Annotated in this window: 14 protein-coding genes; 2 read left to right on the top strand and 12 right to left on the bottom strand. The window is 41.2% G+C overall.

Annotation, left to right across the window (positions count from 1 at the left end; all coding sequences use genetic code 11):
- Window positions 1–13 precede the first annotated feature (13 nt).
- The 7 genes from rlmN to B4B65_RS00815 all read right to left on the bottom strand — a co-directional run bounded on the left by rlmN (window position 14) and on the right by B4B65_RS00815 (window position 9,111).
- A complete protein-coding gene (gene rlmN, locus B4B65_RS00845) occupies window positions 14–1,072 on the bottom strand; it encodes a 23S rRNA (adenine(2503)-C(2))-methyltransferase RlmN (protein WP_293912508.1) in 1,059 nt (352 codons plus the stop codon).
- Window positions 1,073–1,184: 112 nt separating this feature from the next.
- Window positions 1,185–2,876, bottom strand: a complete 1,692-nt coding sequence (locus B4B65_RS00840; protein WP_293912506.1) for a hypothetical protein — start codon at window positions 2,874–2,876, stop codon at window positions 1,185–1,187.
- 188 nt (window positions 2,877–3,064) lie between these two features.
- The gene (locus B4B65_RS00835; RefSeq protein WP_293912504.1) at window positions 3,065–3,913 is read right to left on the bottom strand and encodes a DUF4349 domain-containing protein; all 849 of its coding nucleotides are present in this window, start codon (window positions 3,911–3,913) and stop codon (window positions 3,065–3,067) included.
- A gap of 65 nt (window positions 3,914–3,978) precedes the next feature.
- A complete protein-coding gene (locus B4B65_RS00830; RefSeq protein ID WP_201681108.1) occupies window positions 3,979–5,019 on the bottom strand; it encodes an LLM class flavin-dependent oxidoreductase in 1,041 nt (346 codons plus the stop codon).
- Between the two features lie 99 nt (window positions 5,020–5,118).
- Complete coding sequence (locus B4B65_RS00825; protein ID WP_201681107.1) at window positions 5,119–5,700, bottom strand: tRNA-(ms[2]io[6]A)-hydroxylase; 582 nt, start codon at window positions 5,698–5,700, stop codon at window positions 5,119–5,121.
- A gap of 119 nt (window positions 5,701–5,819) precedes the next feature.
- Entirely contained in the window at window positions 5,820–6,500 is a 681-nt protein-coding gene (locus B4B65_RS00820) for an AcvB/VirJ family lysyl-phosphatidylglycerol hydrolase (RefSeq protein ID WP_293912500.1), read from the bottom strand.
- A gap of 13 nt (window positions 6,501–6,513) precedes the next feature.
- The gene (locus tag B4B65_RS00815; protein ID WP_293912498.1) at window positions 6,514–9,111 is read right to left on the bottom strand and encodes a phosphatidylglycerol lysyltransferase domain-containing protein; all 2,598 of its coding nucleotides are present in this window, start codon (window positions 9,109–9,111) and stop codon (window positions 6,514–6,516) included.
- Between the two features lie 99 nt (window positions 9,112–9,210).
- Between B4B65_RS00815 and B4B65_RS00810 the strand changes: the two genes are divergently transcribed.
- Window positions 9,211–10,434, top strand: a complete 1,224-nt coding sequence (locus B4B65_RS00810; protein ID WP_293912496.1) for a glycosyltransferase — start codon at window positions 9,211–9,213, stop codon at window positions 10,432–10,434.
- Between the two features lie 61 nt (window positions 10,435–10,495).
- Here B4B65_RS00810 and B4B65_RS00805 read toward each other — a convergent pair whose 3' ends face one another.
- The 5 genes from B4B65_RS00805 to B4B65_RS00785 form a co-directional block, all read right to left on the bottom strand.
- Window positions 10,496–12,388: a glycoside hydrolase family 2 protein gene (locus B4B65_RS00805; protein ID WP_293912493.1), complete on the bottom strand. Its 1,893-nt coding sequence runs from the start codon at window positions 12,386–12,388 to the stop codon at window positions 10,496–10,498.
- A 41-nt stretch (window positions 12,389–12,429) separates the two neighbouring features.
- Window positions 12,430–13,530: an aldose epimerase family protein gene (locus tag B4B65_RS00800; RefSeq protein ID WP_293912490.1), complete on the bottom strand. Its 1,101-nt coding sequence runs from the start codon at window positions 13,528–13,530 to the stop codon at window positions 12,430–12,432.
- Window positions 13,531–13,807: 277 nt separating this feature from the next.
- The gene (gene yiaA, locus B4B65_RS00795) at window positions 13,808–14,227 is read right to left on the bottom strand and encodes an inner membrane protein YiaA (protein ID WP_002998337.1); all 420 of its coding nucleotides are present in this window, start codon (window positions 14,225–14,227) and stop codon (window positions 13,808–13,810) included.
- A gap of 157 nt (window positions 14,228–14,384) precedes the next feature.
- Window positions 14,385–14,963 carry a YdeI/OmpD-associated family protein gene (locus B4B65_RS00790; protein ID WP_293912488.1) on the bottom strand — a complete coding sequence of 193 codons (579 nt, stop codon included), beginning with the start codon at window positions 14,961–14,963 and terminating at the stop codon, window positions 14,385–14,387.
- Window positions 14,964–15,078: 115 nt separating this feature from the next.
- Window positions 15,079–17,475, bottom strand: coding sequence for a TonB-dependent receptor (locus tag B4B65_RS00785; RefSeq protein WP_293912486.1), 2,397 nt, complete (start codon window positions 17,473–17,475; stop codon window positions 15,079–15,081).
- Between the two features lie 116 nt (window positions 17,476–17,591).
- Here B4B65_RS00785 and B4B65_RS00780 point away from each other — a divergent pair, with 116 nt between their 5' ends.
- On the top strand, window positions 17,592–18,683 hold the full coding sequence (locus B4B65_RS00780) for a hypothetical protein (RefSeq protein ID WP_293912484.1): 1,092 nt from the start codon (window positions 17,592–17,594) through the stop codon (window positions 18,681–18,683).
- Window positions 18,684–18,869: the final 186 nt, after the last annotated feature.

The following is an 18,869-nucleotide window of genomic DNA, read 5'->3' as shown; positions in this document are numbered from 1 at the left end:
AATAGAAAGCCGGTTAGACAGCTTCCTCTTCTTTGATTGCTAACTGTCCGCAGGCAGCATCTATATCTTTGCCTCTGCTACGTCGTACATTTGTGATGATGCCCTGACTACGCAGATATTCAGCGAAAACATCTATTTTATCGGCATCAGCATTGGTAAAATCTGCTAATGATATGGGGTTGTACTCAATAAGATTGACTTTGCTTGGTACATGTTTACAAAAACGGGCCAGCTCTTTCGCATCTTCAAGTTCATCATTAAAATTATTAAAGACTATATACTCGAAGGTGATCGGGCTTTTGGTTTTTAAGTAGAAGTATTTCAGGGATTCAGCAAGAGCTTTCAGTGTATTTTGCTCATTGATAGGCATGATTTCATTACGCTTCTCATCATTAGCAGCATGTAAAGAAAGTGCCAGATTAAACTTCACCCCATCATCGCCCAGTTTTTTAATCATTTTGGCGATACCTGCAGTAGATACAGTAATCCGTTTAGCGGCCATATTCAAACCATCCGGAGAGGTGATCCGTTCTACAGACTTCATCATATTGGCATAGTTAAGCAAAGGCTCGCCCATACCCATATATACGATATTTGTCAGGGGTTGTCCGTATTTTTCTTCAGCCTGTTTGCTGATCAATACGACCTGGTCATATATTTCATCTGCATTCAGGTTGCGTTTACGGTCCATATATCCGGTTGCACAAAACTTGCAGGTAAGACTACATCCCACCTGAGAACTGACACATGCAGTCATACGATCGGTAGTAGGAATAAGTACACCTTCAATAACATTGTTATCATAAAGCCAGAAAGAGCTTTTTATAGTTCTGTCTGAACTGACCTGCGATTCTTTGACAGTCACAGCATTAATAGCAAAATTTGCCTTCAATGTGTCTCTCAATGCTTTACTCAGGTTGCTCATCTCATCAAAATCTGTACAGGATTTCTGCCACAGCCATTCATATATCTGCTTGGCGCGGAATCCCTGCTCTCCCATTTCAACTAACTTTTGCTTCAGCTGATCGAGTGTTAAACTTCTGATGTCGATGATGTTACTTTTTACTGCCACGGCGCAAAGTTACGGTAAATTTTGGAAATCCGTCTTTTCTAATGACACAGCAGTATCAAAAAAAGGCTACTCCGTCTCCGAAGCAGCCTACTATCAATCATCTGTTTTACTATTAATTCACATATTCTATAAGCACGGAAGATGCCTTATCATTAAATGATGTAATACAACTGTTAGTGGCATTCAATACATAACTGCTGCCTTTAAAATAGTCCTGATCGTAAAGTGTTACCCGTATATTCGGAGACAATAATGCTCCGGAAATATCATTATCTGAGATCCCTTTAGCGACTAATTCTGCTGTTGTATACCCTCCGACCGGCAGCTCGACTTCATATCCGCCATAACTGCAATGTTTATAAAATTTGGCTGTACCCCCGCCACCATAAGGCTCGACAATAACAGAACTGGTCTTATCATTAAAACCATAACTTCCTGCCAGACAGTCTGCACTTGCAGTCATGAGCAGCGGAGTTCCGGCAAAGTTGTCCTGATCATATAACCTCACTCTAACGCCGGTCATCGGCACTTTTATCCCGGAAACATCATTATTTGCAACTCCTAACGCGATCAACTCTGCTGTGGTATAAGAACCATATGGAAGCGTAATATTATATCCTCCGTAAGAACAGTTTTGCGTTACGGTAGTTGTATTTCCTGCAAATTTTGGAATTCCGTTTACAAAGCTGAAAGAATATCCCTTAGCGCTGATGTTCCCATTTTCAGCAAGCAACCGTATTGTAAAATTATAGGATGTATTGCCTAAGGAATGTAAATCACTTACAGGCATTTCTATATGAAATGTATTTCCGGAAGGAGCATTTACCCACATGGGAGAGTCATGATCTGTATTCGTCGGACTACTGACAGGGTCAAAGTAGTAAAGGACGTTTGCCAATGTCTGATTACTGGTAAATGTTCCTGAAATAACCATTTTTGATGTTGCTGTATTGTAATACGCTTCTGTAAGAGAAACATTTGTAGTCAGACTTCCATATTGTCCGGGAACGACAGACGGCTGAAACAGTTCATTGCGAAATAATATAGCACAATCTCCTTCTGAAAGAAAGGTTTTTTTGCCGGTCTTACCATAAGTAGAATTTCCGCTTCCCATCAATGAGGTCCCTAATACCGGAGCTTCTGAGACTTTCTCTTTGTTGTGAGGCAGGTTTAATCCATGTCCCAACTCATGGAACAGTCCGCCGATATAGGCCGATGTCGTAGTTGGCATAGCCGCCAGACTGATGTTAGGATTATCGAGGGCAAAACAATTTCTTCCAAGGCCGAAGAAAGGCTGCCCACCACCATCTGTACGTTGAGGCAAAATAATCAGATTGTGGTAAGTCGTAGAAAATTCCTGCGGATGGGTGGATCTATACGCATTTATTTCACTTATAATGGCATTCGCAGCTGTTGTACTGTATGGGTAATTTGCCTGAGGTTGCGCGCCCTGTATTGTTATAATTTTTACACGATTAGTCGTACTGTCCAGCGGAAGTCCTAAAGTTTTGCCTCCATATCCGTTACGGGTCATCTCCGCTGTAATAAATCCCTGAAAATGAATCAGCAGATCACTCAACCGTTCTTTGTAACCACTTACTGCCGGATTATCGGACGGAACAAAATAAATGATATTCAGGTTCCTGGCATTTGAAACAAAGCCACCGGCATTCAGCGGGAGACTGGCAACAGTATTTGTATTGGAAAGTTTTGAATCGGATTGCGTATCCGTTACATTGGGTTTCTGACAAGCATACAGCATGCCCAATACCCCCACCAGTATTAGTGTTTTTAGATTGTTCATAAGTAGTTTATTTGATTGGTATCAACCAAATATAATGATCTATACGCCTAATATTCTTGCGTTTACAACGAAAAAATTACGAAAACGTTTACGTGTATAAGATACATTTTACTGCTATTTATTTATCAAAAAATGCCGCTATTTCCAGGTATAGCGGCATCATTTCTCACAAAAGACAGCAGTAAATTTTATTGTTTCCTGCGTTTTTTATATTTGCGGATAAATACGAATCCCAATACTCCGATCAGTAAAAACGGCCAGATGCGAATCAGGATAATAAAGAAGGTTTCTAATGCAGTCCACCCGAAACGAACCGCATCTACCAGCTTGGTGCCAAAGCTGTCTGCCCCGATGGAAATATTGGATTGTTCCTGATAGAGATAAACCGAAAGCGTACTATATGCGACTTGTTCACTTAAAGATTTGAGAGAAGCAGCCGTTGCATCAATTTCTTCCTGAATAACCCGTATCTGCTCCTCAATCTCTAAGATCTCCTTGACATTCCGGGCTTTGCCAAGCAATTCTGTATAACGTTGGAGGTAGGCTTTTTTACTTTTCAGCCGCGAGTCCAGATCATAATACTGCCCGGTCATATCCTGAGACTGAATGCTCTTACTTGTAATATTGTCCTTCCCGCCTTCCAGTTCTGCAATGAATGCTTCATAGTCTTGTACAGGAATCCGGATATTAAGATTATACGAGGCTATTGAATTTCCTTTTGAAAGTGTCTCTTCTTCATAGAACCCTTTATGTTTGCCGACCAGCGCATCGAGAGATTTTTTACTTTTCGCTACGTCCCGGGATTCCACAGAAACAGATCCTGTCTTGATGATTTTTTTCTGGGGCACAACCAGACTCACCTTTGCCGCGGCATCAACCGCAGCATTCGGCTCACTCTGATCTTCCAGTTTCAGCTCCATAGGTTCTGCGGCATCAGGCTCGGACAAAGCGACCTTAGAAGAGTCCGAAAGCTTATTACACGAAAATAGGACAAGTACTGCTGATCCTATTAACAAGATTCGTTGTACATTTTTCATTTTTTTGAATTTTAGACATGATGCAGCATCAAATCAAATTCCATAAAAGAAAAATGAATACTTATTTATTCGGCTTTAGCTAATGCTTTTTTAACCGCCGGAGCTATTTTTGTACCGAATATTTCTATAGATTTCATCATCATATCGTGATCCGGACTACCGACATCCATATGTGCTGAGAAACGTGTCAAACCAAACATTTCCTGTACATGAAGGATTTTTTCTATGGCTTCATTCTCACTTCCGATGATCAGGTGTCCATGGATAGAACGACCAAAATCATATTGTGATCTTTGGTAAGGAGGCCAGTTGCGGCTCTTACCGATTCTGTTCATCTGAGCAGCATATACAGGATAGTAGTACTCCGCTACTTTTCTACTGTCTTCACCAAAGAAGGCATGCATGTGTACACCCACCTGAAATTTATTCATATCATGTCCGTTGTCTTCATAAGCCTGACGGTACATCTCGAACAAAGGTTGAAACTGCTCTGCAGCTCCTCCGATTATGGCAAACATTACCGGAAGGCCCAATTTACCGGCACGAATTACAGAGGAAGTCGTTCCGCCGACAGCGATCCAGATCGGAAGTTCGTTGTGCACAGCTCTCGGAAATATCTCCTGATTAATGAGTGATGGTCTGAACTTCCCTGTCCAGTTAACCGTTTGTTGTTTATTGATACGGAGCAACAGATCTAATTTCTCTTCAAAAAGCTCACTATAATCTTCTAATTTGTATCCGAATAATGGAAATGATTCAATAAAAGAACCTCTGCCGGCCATGATTTCGGCACGACCGTTGGAAAGTAAATCTACAGTAGCAAAATCCTGATATAACTTAACCGGATCTGCAGAACTTAATACAGAAACTGCACTTCCTAATTTGATATTTTTAGTAACAGATGCCGCCGCCGCTAAAATAATCTCCGGAGCAGCTACAGCATAGTCTGCACGGTGGTGCTCTCCCATTCCAAAGAAATCCAGACCGACTTCATCCATCAGTTTGACCTCTTCAATAATTTGATGTAAGCGCTCCTGTGGTGCCTGTATCTTGCCGGTCGAAGAATCTATTTGAAGATCTCCAAACATTCCTATTCCTAATTCCATAATATTTCCCATTTTATATCAACAAAATTAGATAAGATTGGTTGTGCCTGCATTGATCTATGATAAGAAACGCTTGTTATGAAAATATATCTGTGATACTTACCCGTGAATAAGCTCTTTATTACCGTAGCTCTGAATCAATTCTCCTTCAAAAGTCAGCCATTCTTTCCACCGCTTGTCAACATCTACATCTGTAGAATATTTTCTCGCAAAATTCAGAAATGTAGTATAGTGATTTGCCTCAGAGACCATCAGGTCATGGTAGAATTTGGCAAGATCCTGATCCTTGATGTTCTGGGATAATACTCTGAACCGTTCGCAGCTTCGCGCTTCAATCATAGCCGCAAAAAGCAGGCGATCAATAAAAGCCATATTACGGCTTCCGTCTTTTTTTGAAAACTTCATCAGCTGGCCGACATAGTCATCTTTACGTTCTCTTCCCAGCGTATACCCTCTTTCCCGGATAATCTCTATAACCATCTGAAAATGTTGCATTTCTTCAATAGCAATTGCCGTCAATTCGTGCACAAGATCTTCATGTTCAGAGTTATACGTAATCAGTGAAATAGCATTTGTTGCTGCTTTTTGTTCACACCATGCGTGATCTGTAAGAATCTCCTCTAAATTTGATTCTGCAATATTTGCCCAACGGGGATCCGTTAATAATTTCAATCCTAACATATACAAAGTAAATAGTAGAAGCTGTTTAATAATCTGCTGATATCAACCTTTTCTTCTTTTAAAATATAAAAATAAGGATATTATGCCGCTTTCAGGCATCTACATTGTCAAATTGATTCTTAATGATGCGATGTCAGTTCGGAGATCACAGCATTCGCCACCTCATCTTCATGTCCGTCAAAATGATGGTCCCCTTTCAGTACCTGAATACGCACATGTTTTGTGGACAGTTGTGAGGAGGGAAAATCCCGGGTATCGTTTCCCATCAACAGAAGGGTTTGTGTATTTTCTATTTTATTTATTTCAGCAATGACATCGAGGCTTCTTTTCACATGACTTCTTCCGACCATATCTGCCAGATGAATCTCCAGATCGGTAGATGTGGAAGGTTCTATCATGACAGCGCGATACAACTTACTTTTGAGATCTGCAGGAAGTCTGTTTACAAGAAAGGGAACCGCATCGGCACCAAAAGAGAATCCCGCAACGACAAATTGCGTATTAGGTCTTTTGTCCAGTATCTTATGAAGGTAGCCAGCCATATCAGTGGCAAGCTGCTGGGGACTCTTCTTATTCCAGAAATACTTTTTGGAATCCACAGCAGAAATACCATATCCCTTATTTGCCAATGTACTGCAAAGATTGTTCGAAAAAGTATTCAATCCGCCATCTCCACTAAAAAATAAGATAAACGGAACTTTTGTATTTCCCTGCCATTCTTTCATAGGTACCGTATTTTGTTGAGCCTGTACGACCATTAAGATCATAAGTGCTCCCAATAAACCCCAATTCTTTTTCATATATAGACCTCTCCTACTTTCCCGGCTTCATTACCTTCGTCAACGCTACAGGCAATTGCAATAAATCAAAATCATTACTGAATACCAGGTACTTATTTTCCCAGATAGTTGCATATTTCTCCTTGAAACTCCGTAACGTCTGATAGTGCTTAAAACTTCCTACTTTCTCGGAAGCAAACTTCATAATCTGCTCTGCCGGATTGTCCGGATTACTGAGTCCGCTCATAGGAATCATTCCTAAATTAAGGTAATTCAGATTTTTTTGTTGTGCGTAACCTATTAATTCGACGATAAGCGCATCCATACATCCGCCGGGAGCTTCAGCACGTTTACGGATCAGATCATAGGTGCATTCTTCAGGAGCAAAATCCGGAATAATGTTTAAAAATGCCTGTATTTTTTTTTCTTCATCTCTCACGACAATCACATCCTGATACTGTATGGTTTCGGCTTCAAACATACCCTGTGAAAAGATCATCTCTTTTTTACCAAATGATACTAACCATTCCTGCGAGACAGCTTGTAGTTCCTCTACCAGATCAAAGCTGTGGGGAGCATACAGAATCTCCGCATTATACCCTCTCTTTGTGAGCGCATTAAGCCCGTTTCGTAAGGACTTGCGATCCTTTCCGCTAAGGGAAAACGAACGTGTTTCCATAATAGCTTCCTGACCAATGATGATTTTCTGCTTTTTCATATCCATGAAATAGACCAGACTGCTTTCATCTACCCTGTAGTATGCCGTCTTCAGCCCGAGTCCGTGGCAATATTCTTCAAATTCAGCAATCACTTCTTCCTTATCCTCTTCTTCACAAACAGGCTCGTCGAGTACTATCGCAAACTCATTTGCTGTTGCATAAGATACAAATCCATCCGTCAGCGTAGAGAAATAGATCTGCTTATCTGCAGATACCTTGAAATAATCCATTGGGGAATGTCCGTAGAGATGCAAGAGGCTCTTGGCTCTCTCCAGCTCGTGACCTTCCTGTATTTTTTCGGGGTGTACGATCTTCGGGCGAAGAATAGTATATAATAATAACAACCAGGAACACAGCCCGAGTAACCGCGTGATGTTGAGAAAATCGCGGCCGAAGTTGGTGCGCGGATCTAATTCATCATCCGAAAACAACAGAAAACTGCGGATCGTATGATAAAGCGATTCCTGCCAGGAAAAGTCTTCTCCGAAGTGTTTTTTATCAATAAAATAGAAGCTCAGAAATTCGAAAAGCCCCACTGCGGCCAAAACCGTAAAGAATGTTATAAAGCCAATCCGGATCCAATTCAGATTTGTCTTGATATTATACTGTCTTCGGTTGCTCATCAACAGGAAAAGGATAAGCAAAGCAACGATAGATTCTTCGTAATCAAAGGCTTTTCCGAGATGTCCGAACAACGACAGTACAGTAAAGATAATAGCCGCAACCCAGGCTAACCGAAGACCCTTCAAGAGATAGGCTGATGTCACCATAAGCGCTATTCCCATGACCAGTACCATTAGCTTTGAAGCATGCATCGCTTCTGCCGGCAAATAAAATTTCTCCAGCCGCATCCGTTCAGCGAGAGGAGGCGTTGCAACGGAAATCAGGTTGACAAGCCCCAAGAAGAAAATAGATACTGCTGGAAGAATCCGTACAATAAGCTGTTTTCCCCGCCATAAAAACGAAACAATTCCGGCAAACAAAGGCAGCCAGAATTCAAATACCCGATACAGTAATGTAATTCCTAAAGCCTGATCGTGCGCATATCCATAGGCTGTAAAAATGTATAGCATTGTAAATTCCACAGCTCCCAGTCCTCTTAGAAAAGGAGAAATAATCATCAGCACCACTGAAATCGTATAGCCTACCGCAGCGGCTTCGAAAGAGATGTGTACACCTAATGCATACATACTTATAAAGGCATGCAGAATACCACAGCATTCGATCAAAGTAGAGAGAAGAACGGTATACAACAGATGCTTTCGGTCCAGACTGCCGGAAAAGACTTCGTCTATCTGATGGATTACTTTAGGAAACCGACGTTCTACCAGCCTGTAGAGCTTTCCTCTGGTTCTAAAGGACCAGAAAATAACAAAAGCAATTCCCAAAAGCAGACCTAATGCCAGTAACGCCAGCCAGGCATCATTAAAACTGCGATGATCCCACACCGTGTAGATAATAACCGGAACTCCGATAATAAATACCGTCAACAGGCCCACATAGCCGTAAATCGCCCCCGCCTGATGGATTTGCGTAGCTTTGAGCTTGCGCCGGCGTAGCTGTGCCGTGGTATAGGCGAGCGAGCTGATTCCTCCTGCCGGAAGAAATACACTTAAAAAATTACGTTTTAAAAAAAGCTCTATAGCATCTGAAAGATGCAAAGATGCTCCAATAGTACGGAAACTCTGTATGTACATCCAGCCCTGAAGAAGAATATATAGCAGCGTAATACAGACTCCGCCAAGAAGCCAGACAGGATCGGCCTGCTGCAATTGCGGAAGAATGGACGCTAATTCTTTACGTTCACTACGGAAAAAGAAAAAAGCCAAAAGGATAACGAAGATGGCTACGATCTCTTTCCAATATGTCTTTGGGGAAAAACCCTTTATTTTTTCTTTGAGCAATGCGTTCATTATAACCTCATTGGTGAAACGAATGTAGTATTATTTCTTAATAAAGCAATGTTAAAAAAAATTAACCATCGTCTTAAAATTGGCTTAACTTTGGACTTCATGCAACAGCAAAAAGTATTGATCATTGGCCTGGTGTGGCCGGAACCGACATCCTCAGCAGCAGGATTCCGGATGCAGCAATTGATAGAACTTTTTCTTCAACATGATTTACAGGTCGTCTTTGCCTGTGCTGCTCAAAAGTCTGCATACAGTCTCGATCTTGCCACAATGGATGTAGAAGAAGCCCCGATATTGCTTAATGATCCTTCTTTTGATGCTTTTATTCAAGAGCTGAATCCTGCTATGGTGGTATTTGACCGCTTTATGATCGAAGAGCAGTATGGATGGAGAGTAACACAGCACTGTCCGGATGCACTAAAGATACTAGACACCGAAGATCTTCATTTTCTTCGCCACGCACGTCAGCAAAATACGACAGATACCACTCCCGACCTTTACAACGATGTCACTAAACGCGAACTAGCTGCTATCCTGCGATCGGATATCAGTCTGATTATCTCCGAGACAGAGATGGATCTCCTGACTTCTACATTCCGGATAGACCCTCGTATACTGTATTATCTACCTTTTTTGGAACAGGAAATTGATGATGAAAGAGTTGCATCATGGAAGACATTTGAAGAAAGAAAAGATATGCTGTTCATAGGCAATTTTCTGCATGAGCCGAACTGGCATACGGTGCTGAATCTTAAGAAAAATATCTGGCCGTTACTTCGCAAAAAAATGCCTGAAGCCTCTCTTTATATTTATGGTGCCTATCCTTCTCAAAAAGTCTTACAACTTCATAATCCTAAAGAGCGTTTTTTTATAGCCGGCCGGGCAGAAGATGCCAGAGAAACGATGGCTAACCACAGGTTGCTGATCGCACCTATCCCTTTTGGTGCTGGTATAAAGGGTAAGTTTATAGATGCCATGCAAACCGGGACACCTTCCGTCACCTCTTCAACAGGAGCCGAATCAATGGCTGACCGGGTTAACTGGCCTGGTGCAGTGGAGGATGATATAAACCTGTTTACGGAGCAGGTCACGATACTTTATCGTGATAAAGATGTCTGGGGAGCTGCTCAGAAAAAAGGTATTTCGATTATCAACAACCGGTATTCCAGCAGGAAGTTTGCGGAGACGTTTATACAAAGGTTATTTGAGTTGCAGCGCACTCTTGTCTTACACCGGCAAAATCATTTTGTGGGGCAGATCCTGCAACATCATACTTTGCAAAGCACCAAATACATGTCCCTCTGGATTACAGAAAAGAACAAATAAGATAAGCCATCTTTTTGAAGACACCTTATCTTATTCCAAAATAATACTACCTGTACTTCAATTAGTTATTGTAAAGTTTACTGTGAATCTTCTTTAATTCATCTACCGGAATTTTTATTACTTTTCTGTCATAGGTCATAAGACCATTAGTCTCAATCTCTACATCTGTAGTCTGCGTATATACTGCTGCCGAAAGACCGGCCCGGATCAATTCAGGAAGGCGCCCTATAAGCTTAGCATACTCGGATAACAGTTTCTCTTTATCATCATAAGACTTATATCCCCAATTGCCTTTATCCAGCCACACATGGTCTTTGACCGGAAGTCCCAATCCTCCGAACTCGCCCAATACCAGAATTTGTTTGCTGCCATATACAGCCGGATCCGGCATGGCAGGTCCTGTATAATAATGCAGGTCAAGTATTGGACTCAATCCCACGAAAAAATTACCTCCACTCGCAGCATTGACCAGCCTGCTCGTATCATATTTCATTGTCCATTCCACAATATCTTTCGTTTTGAATTGTCCCCAGGCTTCATTAAACGGAACCCAGACAACGATAGACGGATAATTATGGAATTTATCCATGATCGCTTTCCACTCTTTACGGAATATTCTTTCTGATTCTGCAGAACGCACCTTATCAAATTTAAGATCTGGTGCCTGCGCTATCAGATCGTGATCCGCATCGACTTTCTCTCCCTCAGGCATTTTGACCCGAAGGTGCTGAGACCAGTTGTTATCCCCCCTGTCTCCGCTAGGCATATCCTGCCATACCAGCATCCCCAGCTTATCACAGTGATAATACCATCTTGCGGGTTCTACCTTAATATGTTTACGGATCATATTAAATCCCATTTCTCTGGTTTTCAGAATATCAAATACAAGTGCCTCATCTGTTGGAGCAGTATATAATCCATCCGGCCACCAACCCTGATCCAATGGTCCGTACTGGAATACAAACTCATTATTCAGCATCATACGCTGTATGCCATTCTGATCCTTGGCCATAGATATTTTCCGCATTCCAAAGTAGCTTCCTACTTTATCTATCACTTTCCCTTTGCGTAGTACCGTTATTTTCAGATCATATAAAAACGGATTTTTAGGAGACCATAGTTTTGCATTTGGAATGGACAAAGTCGTCGCTCCGTCGGTCAGCAACTGCTCTGTAACCTTTACTGATCCGTCCAATGCTGTTACTTTTATCTGATCACCCGTCTGAAGATTACTTGTCTCTACTGTCAACTGTAGCTGCGACTTATCAATATCAGGCGTTTGACGGGTTGACAAGATATACGTTTCAGGAACAGCCTCTACCCATACGGTCTGCCAGATCCCTGTGACTGGTGTATACCAGATAGACTCCGGTTTGTTGACCTGTTTACCGGCAGGCTGTGGCCCTTCGTCTGTCGGATCCCAAACCCGAACAGCAATCTTTTGTTTTGTGCTTTTATTCAGTGCTGAACTGATATCAAACGAAAAGGAATCATACCCTCCTTCATGTGTTCCGACTTTTGTCCCATTTACATAGACCTGTGCTGCCCAATCTACCGCTCCAAAATGTAACAATACCTTCCCTTTCCGCAGAGAGGAAGGGATTTCAATTTCCCGGTAGTACCATAATACACTATCTTTTCCCACAGATCTGCCCACTCCGCTCAAAGCGGATTCTACGGCAAAAGGAACTAGAATATCTCCGTCAAAAGATTCCGGAATCTTCGGATCAGCAGCATCAGGCAAAATAGTGTATCGCCACAGGCCATTAAGATTTTTCCAGTTATTATTACGTGTTAATTGCGGTCGTGGATACTCGGCATGGGGAGAAGATGCATTTACTTTTGTCGCCCATTCTGTGGTAATTTTTCCGGGCACTATTTTCCATTCCTTCTGAGCAAAGACCTGAGCACTAGCCAGCCACCCCATCAGTATCAGCAATATTCCTTTTTTCATAATCATTAGTTTGTTTCTTTTTTGTTCCAAACGTTTTTCAGTTATTTAACGGTTGAAAAAGCATAGGTAGATTTTGTATGGTATACCTCATCCGGCCGAAGCACAGTTGAAGGAAAGTTTGCATGGTTGGGACTATCCGGAAAATGTTGCGTTTCTAAACAAAATGCGGATCTGTAAACATCTTTACCGTTTCTGAGTGTGTTTTTTTCCTGCATAAAATTACCGGAATAAAACTGCAATCCGGGTTCACTGGTATAGATTTGCATTTGTATTCCCGAATCTGTACTTTTTACGGTTGCCACCGGGCCCGTAGATTTCTTATTAAGAACGAAGTTATGGTCATACCCTTTTCCGAAGCTCAACTGTTCGTTTTTTTTGTCTATGTCAGCTCCTATTTTTTTCTCCATCCTGAAATCAAAAGCTGTTTCTCCCACATCGGCGAGCTCTCCTGTAGGAATTAATGAACTGTCAACAGGTGTATATTGATCCGCATCTATCTGAAGGGTATGGTTCAGAATGCTCCCGGATCCATTCAGATTGAAGAAAGCATGATTGGTGAGATTCACAACGGTTGTTTTATCTGTTGTTGCTTCATATTCCATTGTCAGCTCATTATTGGCTGTAATGGTATATATTACTTTTACTGTCAGATTTCCCGGAAAGCCATTATCCTGATCCGGAGAAACCAGTGTACAGACAAGTGTGCTGTCTCCCACTTTTTTGAGGTTCCATTTTTTATACTGAAATCCTGTTTTACCTCCGTGCAATGTATTCAGACCATTATTGATCGTCAATTGGTAGTCTTTACCCTCAAGTGAAAATTTACCTTTATTAATCCGGTTTCCATACCGGCCTATTGTCGCTCCGAAGTAAGGTTCGGTAGCGGTATCATAATCTGCCGGGTCTTCAAATCCAATCACAACATCGACAGGATTTCCATTTTTATCCGGTACCTGCAGACTCATAATTCTGGCTCCGTTTTCACAGAATCGAGCAGTCATCCCTTTATTATTAGTAAGAATAAATACCTGATATGCTGAATCTTGCAAATTAACCTGCTGTTTTGAGCTTTTATCTGTGGAGGATTGACAACTTAACAAAGTTCCGATAGTAAGTACAAACAATGTGATGGTGATTTTCATTGGTTAGCCGTTTGTATTATCATAATAATATGTATGTCGGTTCCTGACATACATATTGTTTTTCAAAGGTATCTGTATATAAAAATAGTTCTAAAATTTCTATATACGCACATATAGAGTATATCTATTCTGTGACAAATAATCAGCTCCCCAACGGAGAAGTCAGGAGAGATGATTATTTTTTTATCGGGGCAGGTGTTTCTATAAAGATTTTATGGAAGCACCATATTCTATTCTTCTATATATTTTAATACAAATAAGAATAGGTTGTAAATTATTAGAAATTTGGGTCCTGATTATCCTGTTTCTTCGCCAGTTGCTGACTGTCTCTTGTATTTTTTTGTACAGCAATAGCACCAAACAATGCCAGTAAAAAAGAGAAGGCATAAAATCCCTTTTCACTCGGAAGCAGGGTTGCATTCCAGAGTCCTATGGTCAGTAATACAATGGCCAGAATCGTCGAAAACCAGCTAAGTCCATAATAGATATCTGTAACCGGAATATTTTCCAGTCTGTCGCGGACACTCTTCTGAACGGATATAACAGCAAAAAGGCCAAACATTAGAACAGTGAAATAATAGCCCTTTTCGTTTAACAGCATCTCCGCTCTCCATAGTCCGATAAGAAAGCCCGCTATTCCTGCTGCAAGAGCAATCCAGGAAGCAGCAATAAATGCACTTGATGGTTTTTGATTCATATAGTTGTATAATTGATTTGTTGTAAAATTCTAAACGAAGGAATTCTTCTTCATATTTTAAGTGAATACAATCTTCTTCATTACAAATGGCTGATATATAAACGTCCAATATAAAGAATTTATTTTCTTCTTACTATTCCGGGGAATCAACTTTAAACTATTTTGCTCTTTTATTTTCAGTGGCTAAAGAGATTGTTTCTTCAATTCGCTTTTGCCTGGTTTCCGGTCTTTTCGCATCATAAATCCATTTCAAAATTTCCTTTTTTGATGTTCTCGAAAAGCTTTCCCAATTTTTATATGCTTCTTTATTTATAAGAAAAGCATGCTCTAAATCCGGAGGAACCAACAGATTCTCCGCATTATCAGATGCATCCCACATTCCGTTTTTCCTGGCCATATCCACGACTTCCAAACCTGCATCCGTCATCAGATTCTGCTCCATCAAAAGCGCAATTTTTTTCTTATTTACAGCACTCCAGTTGCTCTTTGCTTTTCTTTTGGAGAAAAACTGAAAGCATCCATCCGGCTCCCGCTTCTTCTTGAGACTATCAATCCAGCCATAACAAAGCGCCTCTTCCACGGCTTCAGAGTATAACACACTTTTCACAGCAGACTCTTTCCTGAAAACGACCAGCCACACTGCATGAGCAGTCTGGTGATTATCCGCAAGCCACTGGCGCCATTCCGCTCTTGATTTAGCATATATCACCTTAACTCCATTTCTGATTTCTTCCATAACATTGTTTATTAAGAACTCAGGAAAGCAAACTACCTTCATTTACAAGATCTTACCAACTAAACTTACACAAAAAAAACCTTCTCTGAACAATCTTTATTTATAAATGCGACTATTACAGAAGCACTTTGACACCCAAAGAGATATTCCGGCCGGGAAGAGGTGCAAGATATTTCAAAAAGGAATTTTGTGGTCTGGCTTCTATGTTCAGCAGATTATTACCATGCGCATAGCATTCTACTGTCTGTCCCATAAACTTCAATCTATATCCGACCCGTCCCGCAAGCAGAGAATAAGCTGGCATTGGAGGCTCCGGATTTATATTTTTCCCTAAATAACGTTGTTTCAGATAGCGGTCAAAGGATACATGAAAAAAGATCTTATCAAACTGCAACGATCCTGCAAGGCCGTATCGGCTGGTAGGAAGGTTTGGCATATAATCTCCTTCCGCCCATTTACGCATATTATCATCTGCTGTGTTTTCATTTTTGACCAGATCAAAGAAAGAGGATATCTCCCACGTTCTGTCCTTAGTCCAGGAAGCTTTGTAGCTTAGTTCAGCTTCCCAACCTGAAATTTTCGTATCGGAAGCTCTCCATTCCTTGACCAAAAAACCTCCGGATCTGGATATTCCGGTATGTGCCAGATAAAGGTAATTGTCAAACGTTGTTTCATAATATGTTGCACTCAGCTGAAAACCGTACGCCTGCCAACCGGCTCCGAATTCATAGGTTTTAGCAACCTCTTTTGGTAATCTGTCATCTCCGTTTTCTTCAATCATAATTGCGAAATGATCATTACCGGCGTATAGTTCGTTTACATCGGGAGCGCGTTCTGCATGATTGTAGGATAACTTAAGAAAAGCTGTTTTCAAAATATTCCAGCGCAGATCAGCAGAAAAATGATTCAGATCAAAATTCCGGTCGGAAAGCTTTCCTCCTGCCATCCCGCGACTCGTTTTATATCCGGCATCATGTTCTGCCCGCCGTACGACCCAATCATGTCTGTAACCAACATTCAGCAGTACGGGTTGGAAAGTAAATTGCTGTAAGGTAAATGCCCCGACCTCCCGGCTCCAATTATTGGGTAAATATCTTTGTGCTCCCGTTCCATCAATTTTTAAAAAGGAAAAATCTATTCCACTGGTTCCTTTCCAGAATTTTTTAATCTGATGTTCCATATCTGTTCGGAGTGCGTGTCTGGTACTGTTGAATTTATTAACCTGGTATATTCCCACCAATTCTCTGTCATCAGATCGCTGCATCATATAATTGAGTTTCCAGGCGGATATAATGGAAGAATCAGCGCGATAAGCTGTTTCAAAAAGTGCACTGTGAGCCAGAGCCCTTGTATTGATCGGTGCGTAGTCCGGCATTGGCACCACCACATCATGTGAATGCTTAGGTTTACTTGTCATCGCAAATCCCGGAATTCCATAATATCCCTCCAATGCACGGTAGCCTAAGCCTATCCGCCACCGATCCTGAATATAACTCGTTCCGATATTTATCGCCCGGCTCTCCGCATGGCTGTTGGGCATGATACCTCTGGTCACGGGTGCATAATCCGAAATTCCATGTACTACAGTAGTCGAAAGAGGTATTTCGGGGTCTTGTCCCGCGATATATTTGTCATTGGGAGGATTGAGCACACGCTCAGTACCGATAACAGAATGGGATTCAAAAGTATAAAGATCTGCTTCGGAAAGACCCCATTTGGGATCATTCAAATGATCCAGTACAAACTGGCTTAGGTAAGGATACAGGCTCAGGTTACGAATCGTCTCTCTATCCACATGAACCTGTGCCATTGTTTCGGTCAGGTGGTCAATCTGGGGATCATACGCTATCGGAGCTTTGGTATTTCCCGGAATTTTAAGATTATTATTATGCTGATTCATTCCCCCGAAATGCCAGGCCCATTTTTTTCCGAGATTACCATTGATATCGACGGCCTGTCTGGTTCCGCTATTCGTACCGCCTTCTACCGTGACCCGTCCTCCAAAAGGTTTTGCAAATAATGACAGCGGAATTGTGTTATCGTGCATATCCACAGCTCCTCCAATTGCCTTACCTCCATAGAGCACGCTCGCACTCCCCTTATACACATCAATTCCCAGTAAATTATCCATATCAACATTGCTGTTCAGATTGGGACTTATACCAGACAGATCATTGTAAGATAATCCGTTAGTAAGGATTTTGACACGGTTTCCACTCAGACTTCTGATCATTGGTGCTCCTGAATTCGGTCCGAAGTTGGCATTCTGTACTCCAGGGACACGGCTCAAGGTTTCGCCCAACGTCCTTGCCTGCAATATATCGAGGTCTTTGCGACTCAGCTCAGACACATTTCCCTTTGAGGATTTACTGCCTGTTACAATAGCTGTGGGTAGATTGATCTTTTTCAGACTATCAGCAGTGACTTTTTCCTGCGCCTGAAGAAAGGAAACTGAAAATATACTTGTAGATAGCATAAGTACTAACGGAATGCGATAGTGAAGCGATTTCATATGGTGTTGAGAAGTAATGTTTAAATGATGGTGCAAAAATATAAAAACAAATTTTAAATGCAACATTGTTGCTTTTTATTGCAATATATTCCTACCTTCGTCAAAAAATACATTTTATGAAACGCTACAATTACTCTAAACCCTTACTTTTCGCTTGCGCCACAGCCTTATTGCTGTCTACGTTTTCGGCTTGCAAAAAAGATGAAAAAACACCTGATCAATTACCTTCAGAACTTTCCCTGCTTTATGGCGAAGAGAAAGATCTGACGTTACACGGTTCTTTAGCAGAACACGGGGATGTCTCCTTGCGACTGGAATACGCTGAAACGGAAAATATTACGATTTCGGGAACAACCAAACTGCACGATAAATTAAGTCAGGCCTTCACCATTCAAAAGAATCAAAATAAAATTCACATTAACAGTAATGTTCTATACCCGAATGGAGTCGTTTCTGTAACGAACGGAATCAAAATTCCGGATACTTACAAAGTAGCAGTGGTAGCTACTGCGGCTAACGGCACTGTAGTGGGCAGACAGACGGTAGGAATCAAAGTATCTCCGGCTAAAGTGAGCATTAAAGGAGTCCAAAACAACGGCGAAACTCCCTTTTCCTATGTCTTATACAATGATAAAGGAGCTAGTTTTGAATTGGATGCATTGAAAACACCTACTACGGGTACTTCCTGGTTCTTGCCAAAACCTGCGGACGGAGATACGGCAGTCAGTATAGACGGCAATCAGATCAAATTTGCCGCCACTGCCGGAGACCCTCAGAAACAAGCTGAAAAAAAATATAATCTTGCACCCGCTTTGCTAAAAGATGGATTTCCAGTTGCCTCAACTCCATTCCAGGTTATATTTATTCCGCAAATCAAATTCTTCTTTGGGATGTACTATCCGGAACACAACCTGACGATCAGACTCAATCTGATTCATATTAGCTTATCTAACGGCTATGTCTCTGCTGCTCCTACTTTATATCCGGATAAATACAAATCTTCATTCAGTCTTGTTTCGATAGAGAAGGATGGCAAAGCTTTTACAGATAGCAACAACACTTTTGCTGTCAATCCTGCTACCGGAATTGTAACTGTTAAAAAAGATGATGCTTTGAAAGAAGGAAGTTATAAGTTTATAATAAAAGCGGTTACCACTACAGGTCTGACCTTTGAAACAGATCTGACACTAGCCATGTCTGGTGAATAATAGTTAAGAATTGGTTTGGTTAATTAATAGAAGATGGCGGTTTGTGCTTAGTGTCTTGATTACGGACATTAGGTACATCGTCATTTTCAAACCATTGGATACACATTGATTTTGAAAAACAACCTATCTTAAGTATATTACAACTTAAGCTGAAAAACAGCTTAATAGACTTATGCTTTCTGGAAA

The sequence above is a fragment of the Sphingobacterium sp. UBA5789 genome (assembly GCF_002418355.1).
Lineage (GTDB): Bacteria > Bacteroidota > Bacteroidia > Sphingobacteriales > Sphingobacteriaceae > Sphingobacterium.
The sequence above is the reverse complement of the archived record's forward strand: the minus strand, read 5'-3'. Positions and strand labels throughout refer to the sequence as shown.

Bases quoted from the DNA above. Each gene is read 5' to 3' on its own strand.
- B4B65_RS00785 (WP_293912486.1), bottom strand. From the start codon at position 17,475: ATGAAATCGCTTCACTATCGCATTCCGTTAGTACTTATGCTATCTACA.
- B4B65_RS00790 (WP_293912488.1), bottom strand. From the start codon at position 14,963: ATGGAAGAAATCAGAAATGGAGTTAAGGTGATATATGCTAAATCAAGA.
- B4B65_RS00820 (WP_293912500.1), bottom strand. From the start codon at position 6,500: ATGAAAAAGAATTGGGGTTTATTGGGAGCACTTATGATCTTAATGGTC.
- B4B65_RS00810 (WP_293912496.1), top strand. From the start codon at position 9,211: ATGCAACAGCAAAAAGTATTGATCATTGGCCTGGTGTGGCCGGAACCG.
- B4B65_RS00835 (WP_293912504.1), bottom strand. From the start codon at position 3,913: ATGAAAAATGTACAACGAATCTTGTTAATAGGATCAGCAGTACTTGTC.
- B4B65_RS00840 (WP_293912506.1), bottom strand. From the start codon at position 2,876: ATGAACAATCTAAAAACACTAATACTGGTGGGGGTATTGGGCATGCTG.
- B4B65_RS00830 (WP_201681108.1), bottom strand. From the start codon at position 5,019: ATGGAATTAGGAATAGGAATGTTTGGAGATCTTCAAATAGATTCTTCG.
- yiaA (WP_002998337.1), bottom strand. From the start codon at position 14,227: ATGAATCAAAAACCATCAAGTGCATTTATTGCTGCTTCCTGGATTGCT.
- B4B65_RS00805 (WP_293912493.1), bottom strand. From the start codon at position 12,388: ATGAAAAAAGGAATATTGCTGATACTGATGGGGTGGCTGGCTAGTGCT.
- B4B65_RS00825 (WP_201681107.1), bottom strand. From the start codon at position 5,700: ATGTTAGGATTGAAATTATTAACGGATCCCCGTTGGGCAAATATTGCA.
- B4B65_RS00780 (WP_293912484.1), top strand. From the start codon at position 17,592: ATGAAACGCTACAATTACTCTAAACCCTTACTTTTCGCTTGCGCCACA.
- B4B65_RS00815 (WP_293912498.1), bottom strand. From the start codon at position 9,111: ATGAACGCATTGCTCAAAGAAAAAATAAAGGGTTTTTCCCCAAAGACA.
- B4B65_RS00800 (WP_293912490.1), bottom strand. From the start codon at position 13,530: ATGAAAATCACCATCACATTGTTTGTACTTACTATCGGAACTTTGTTA.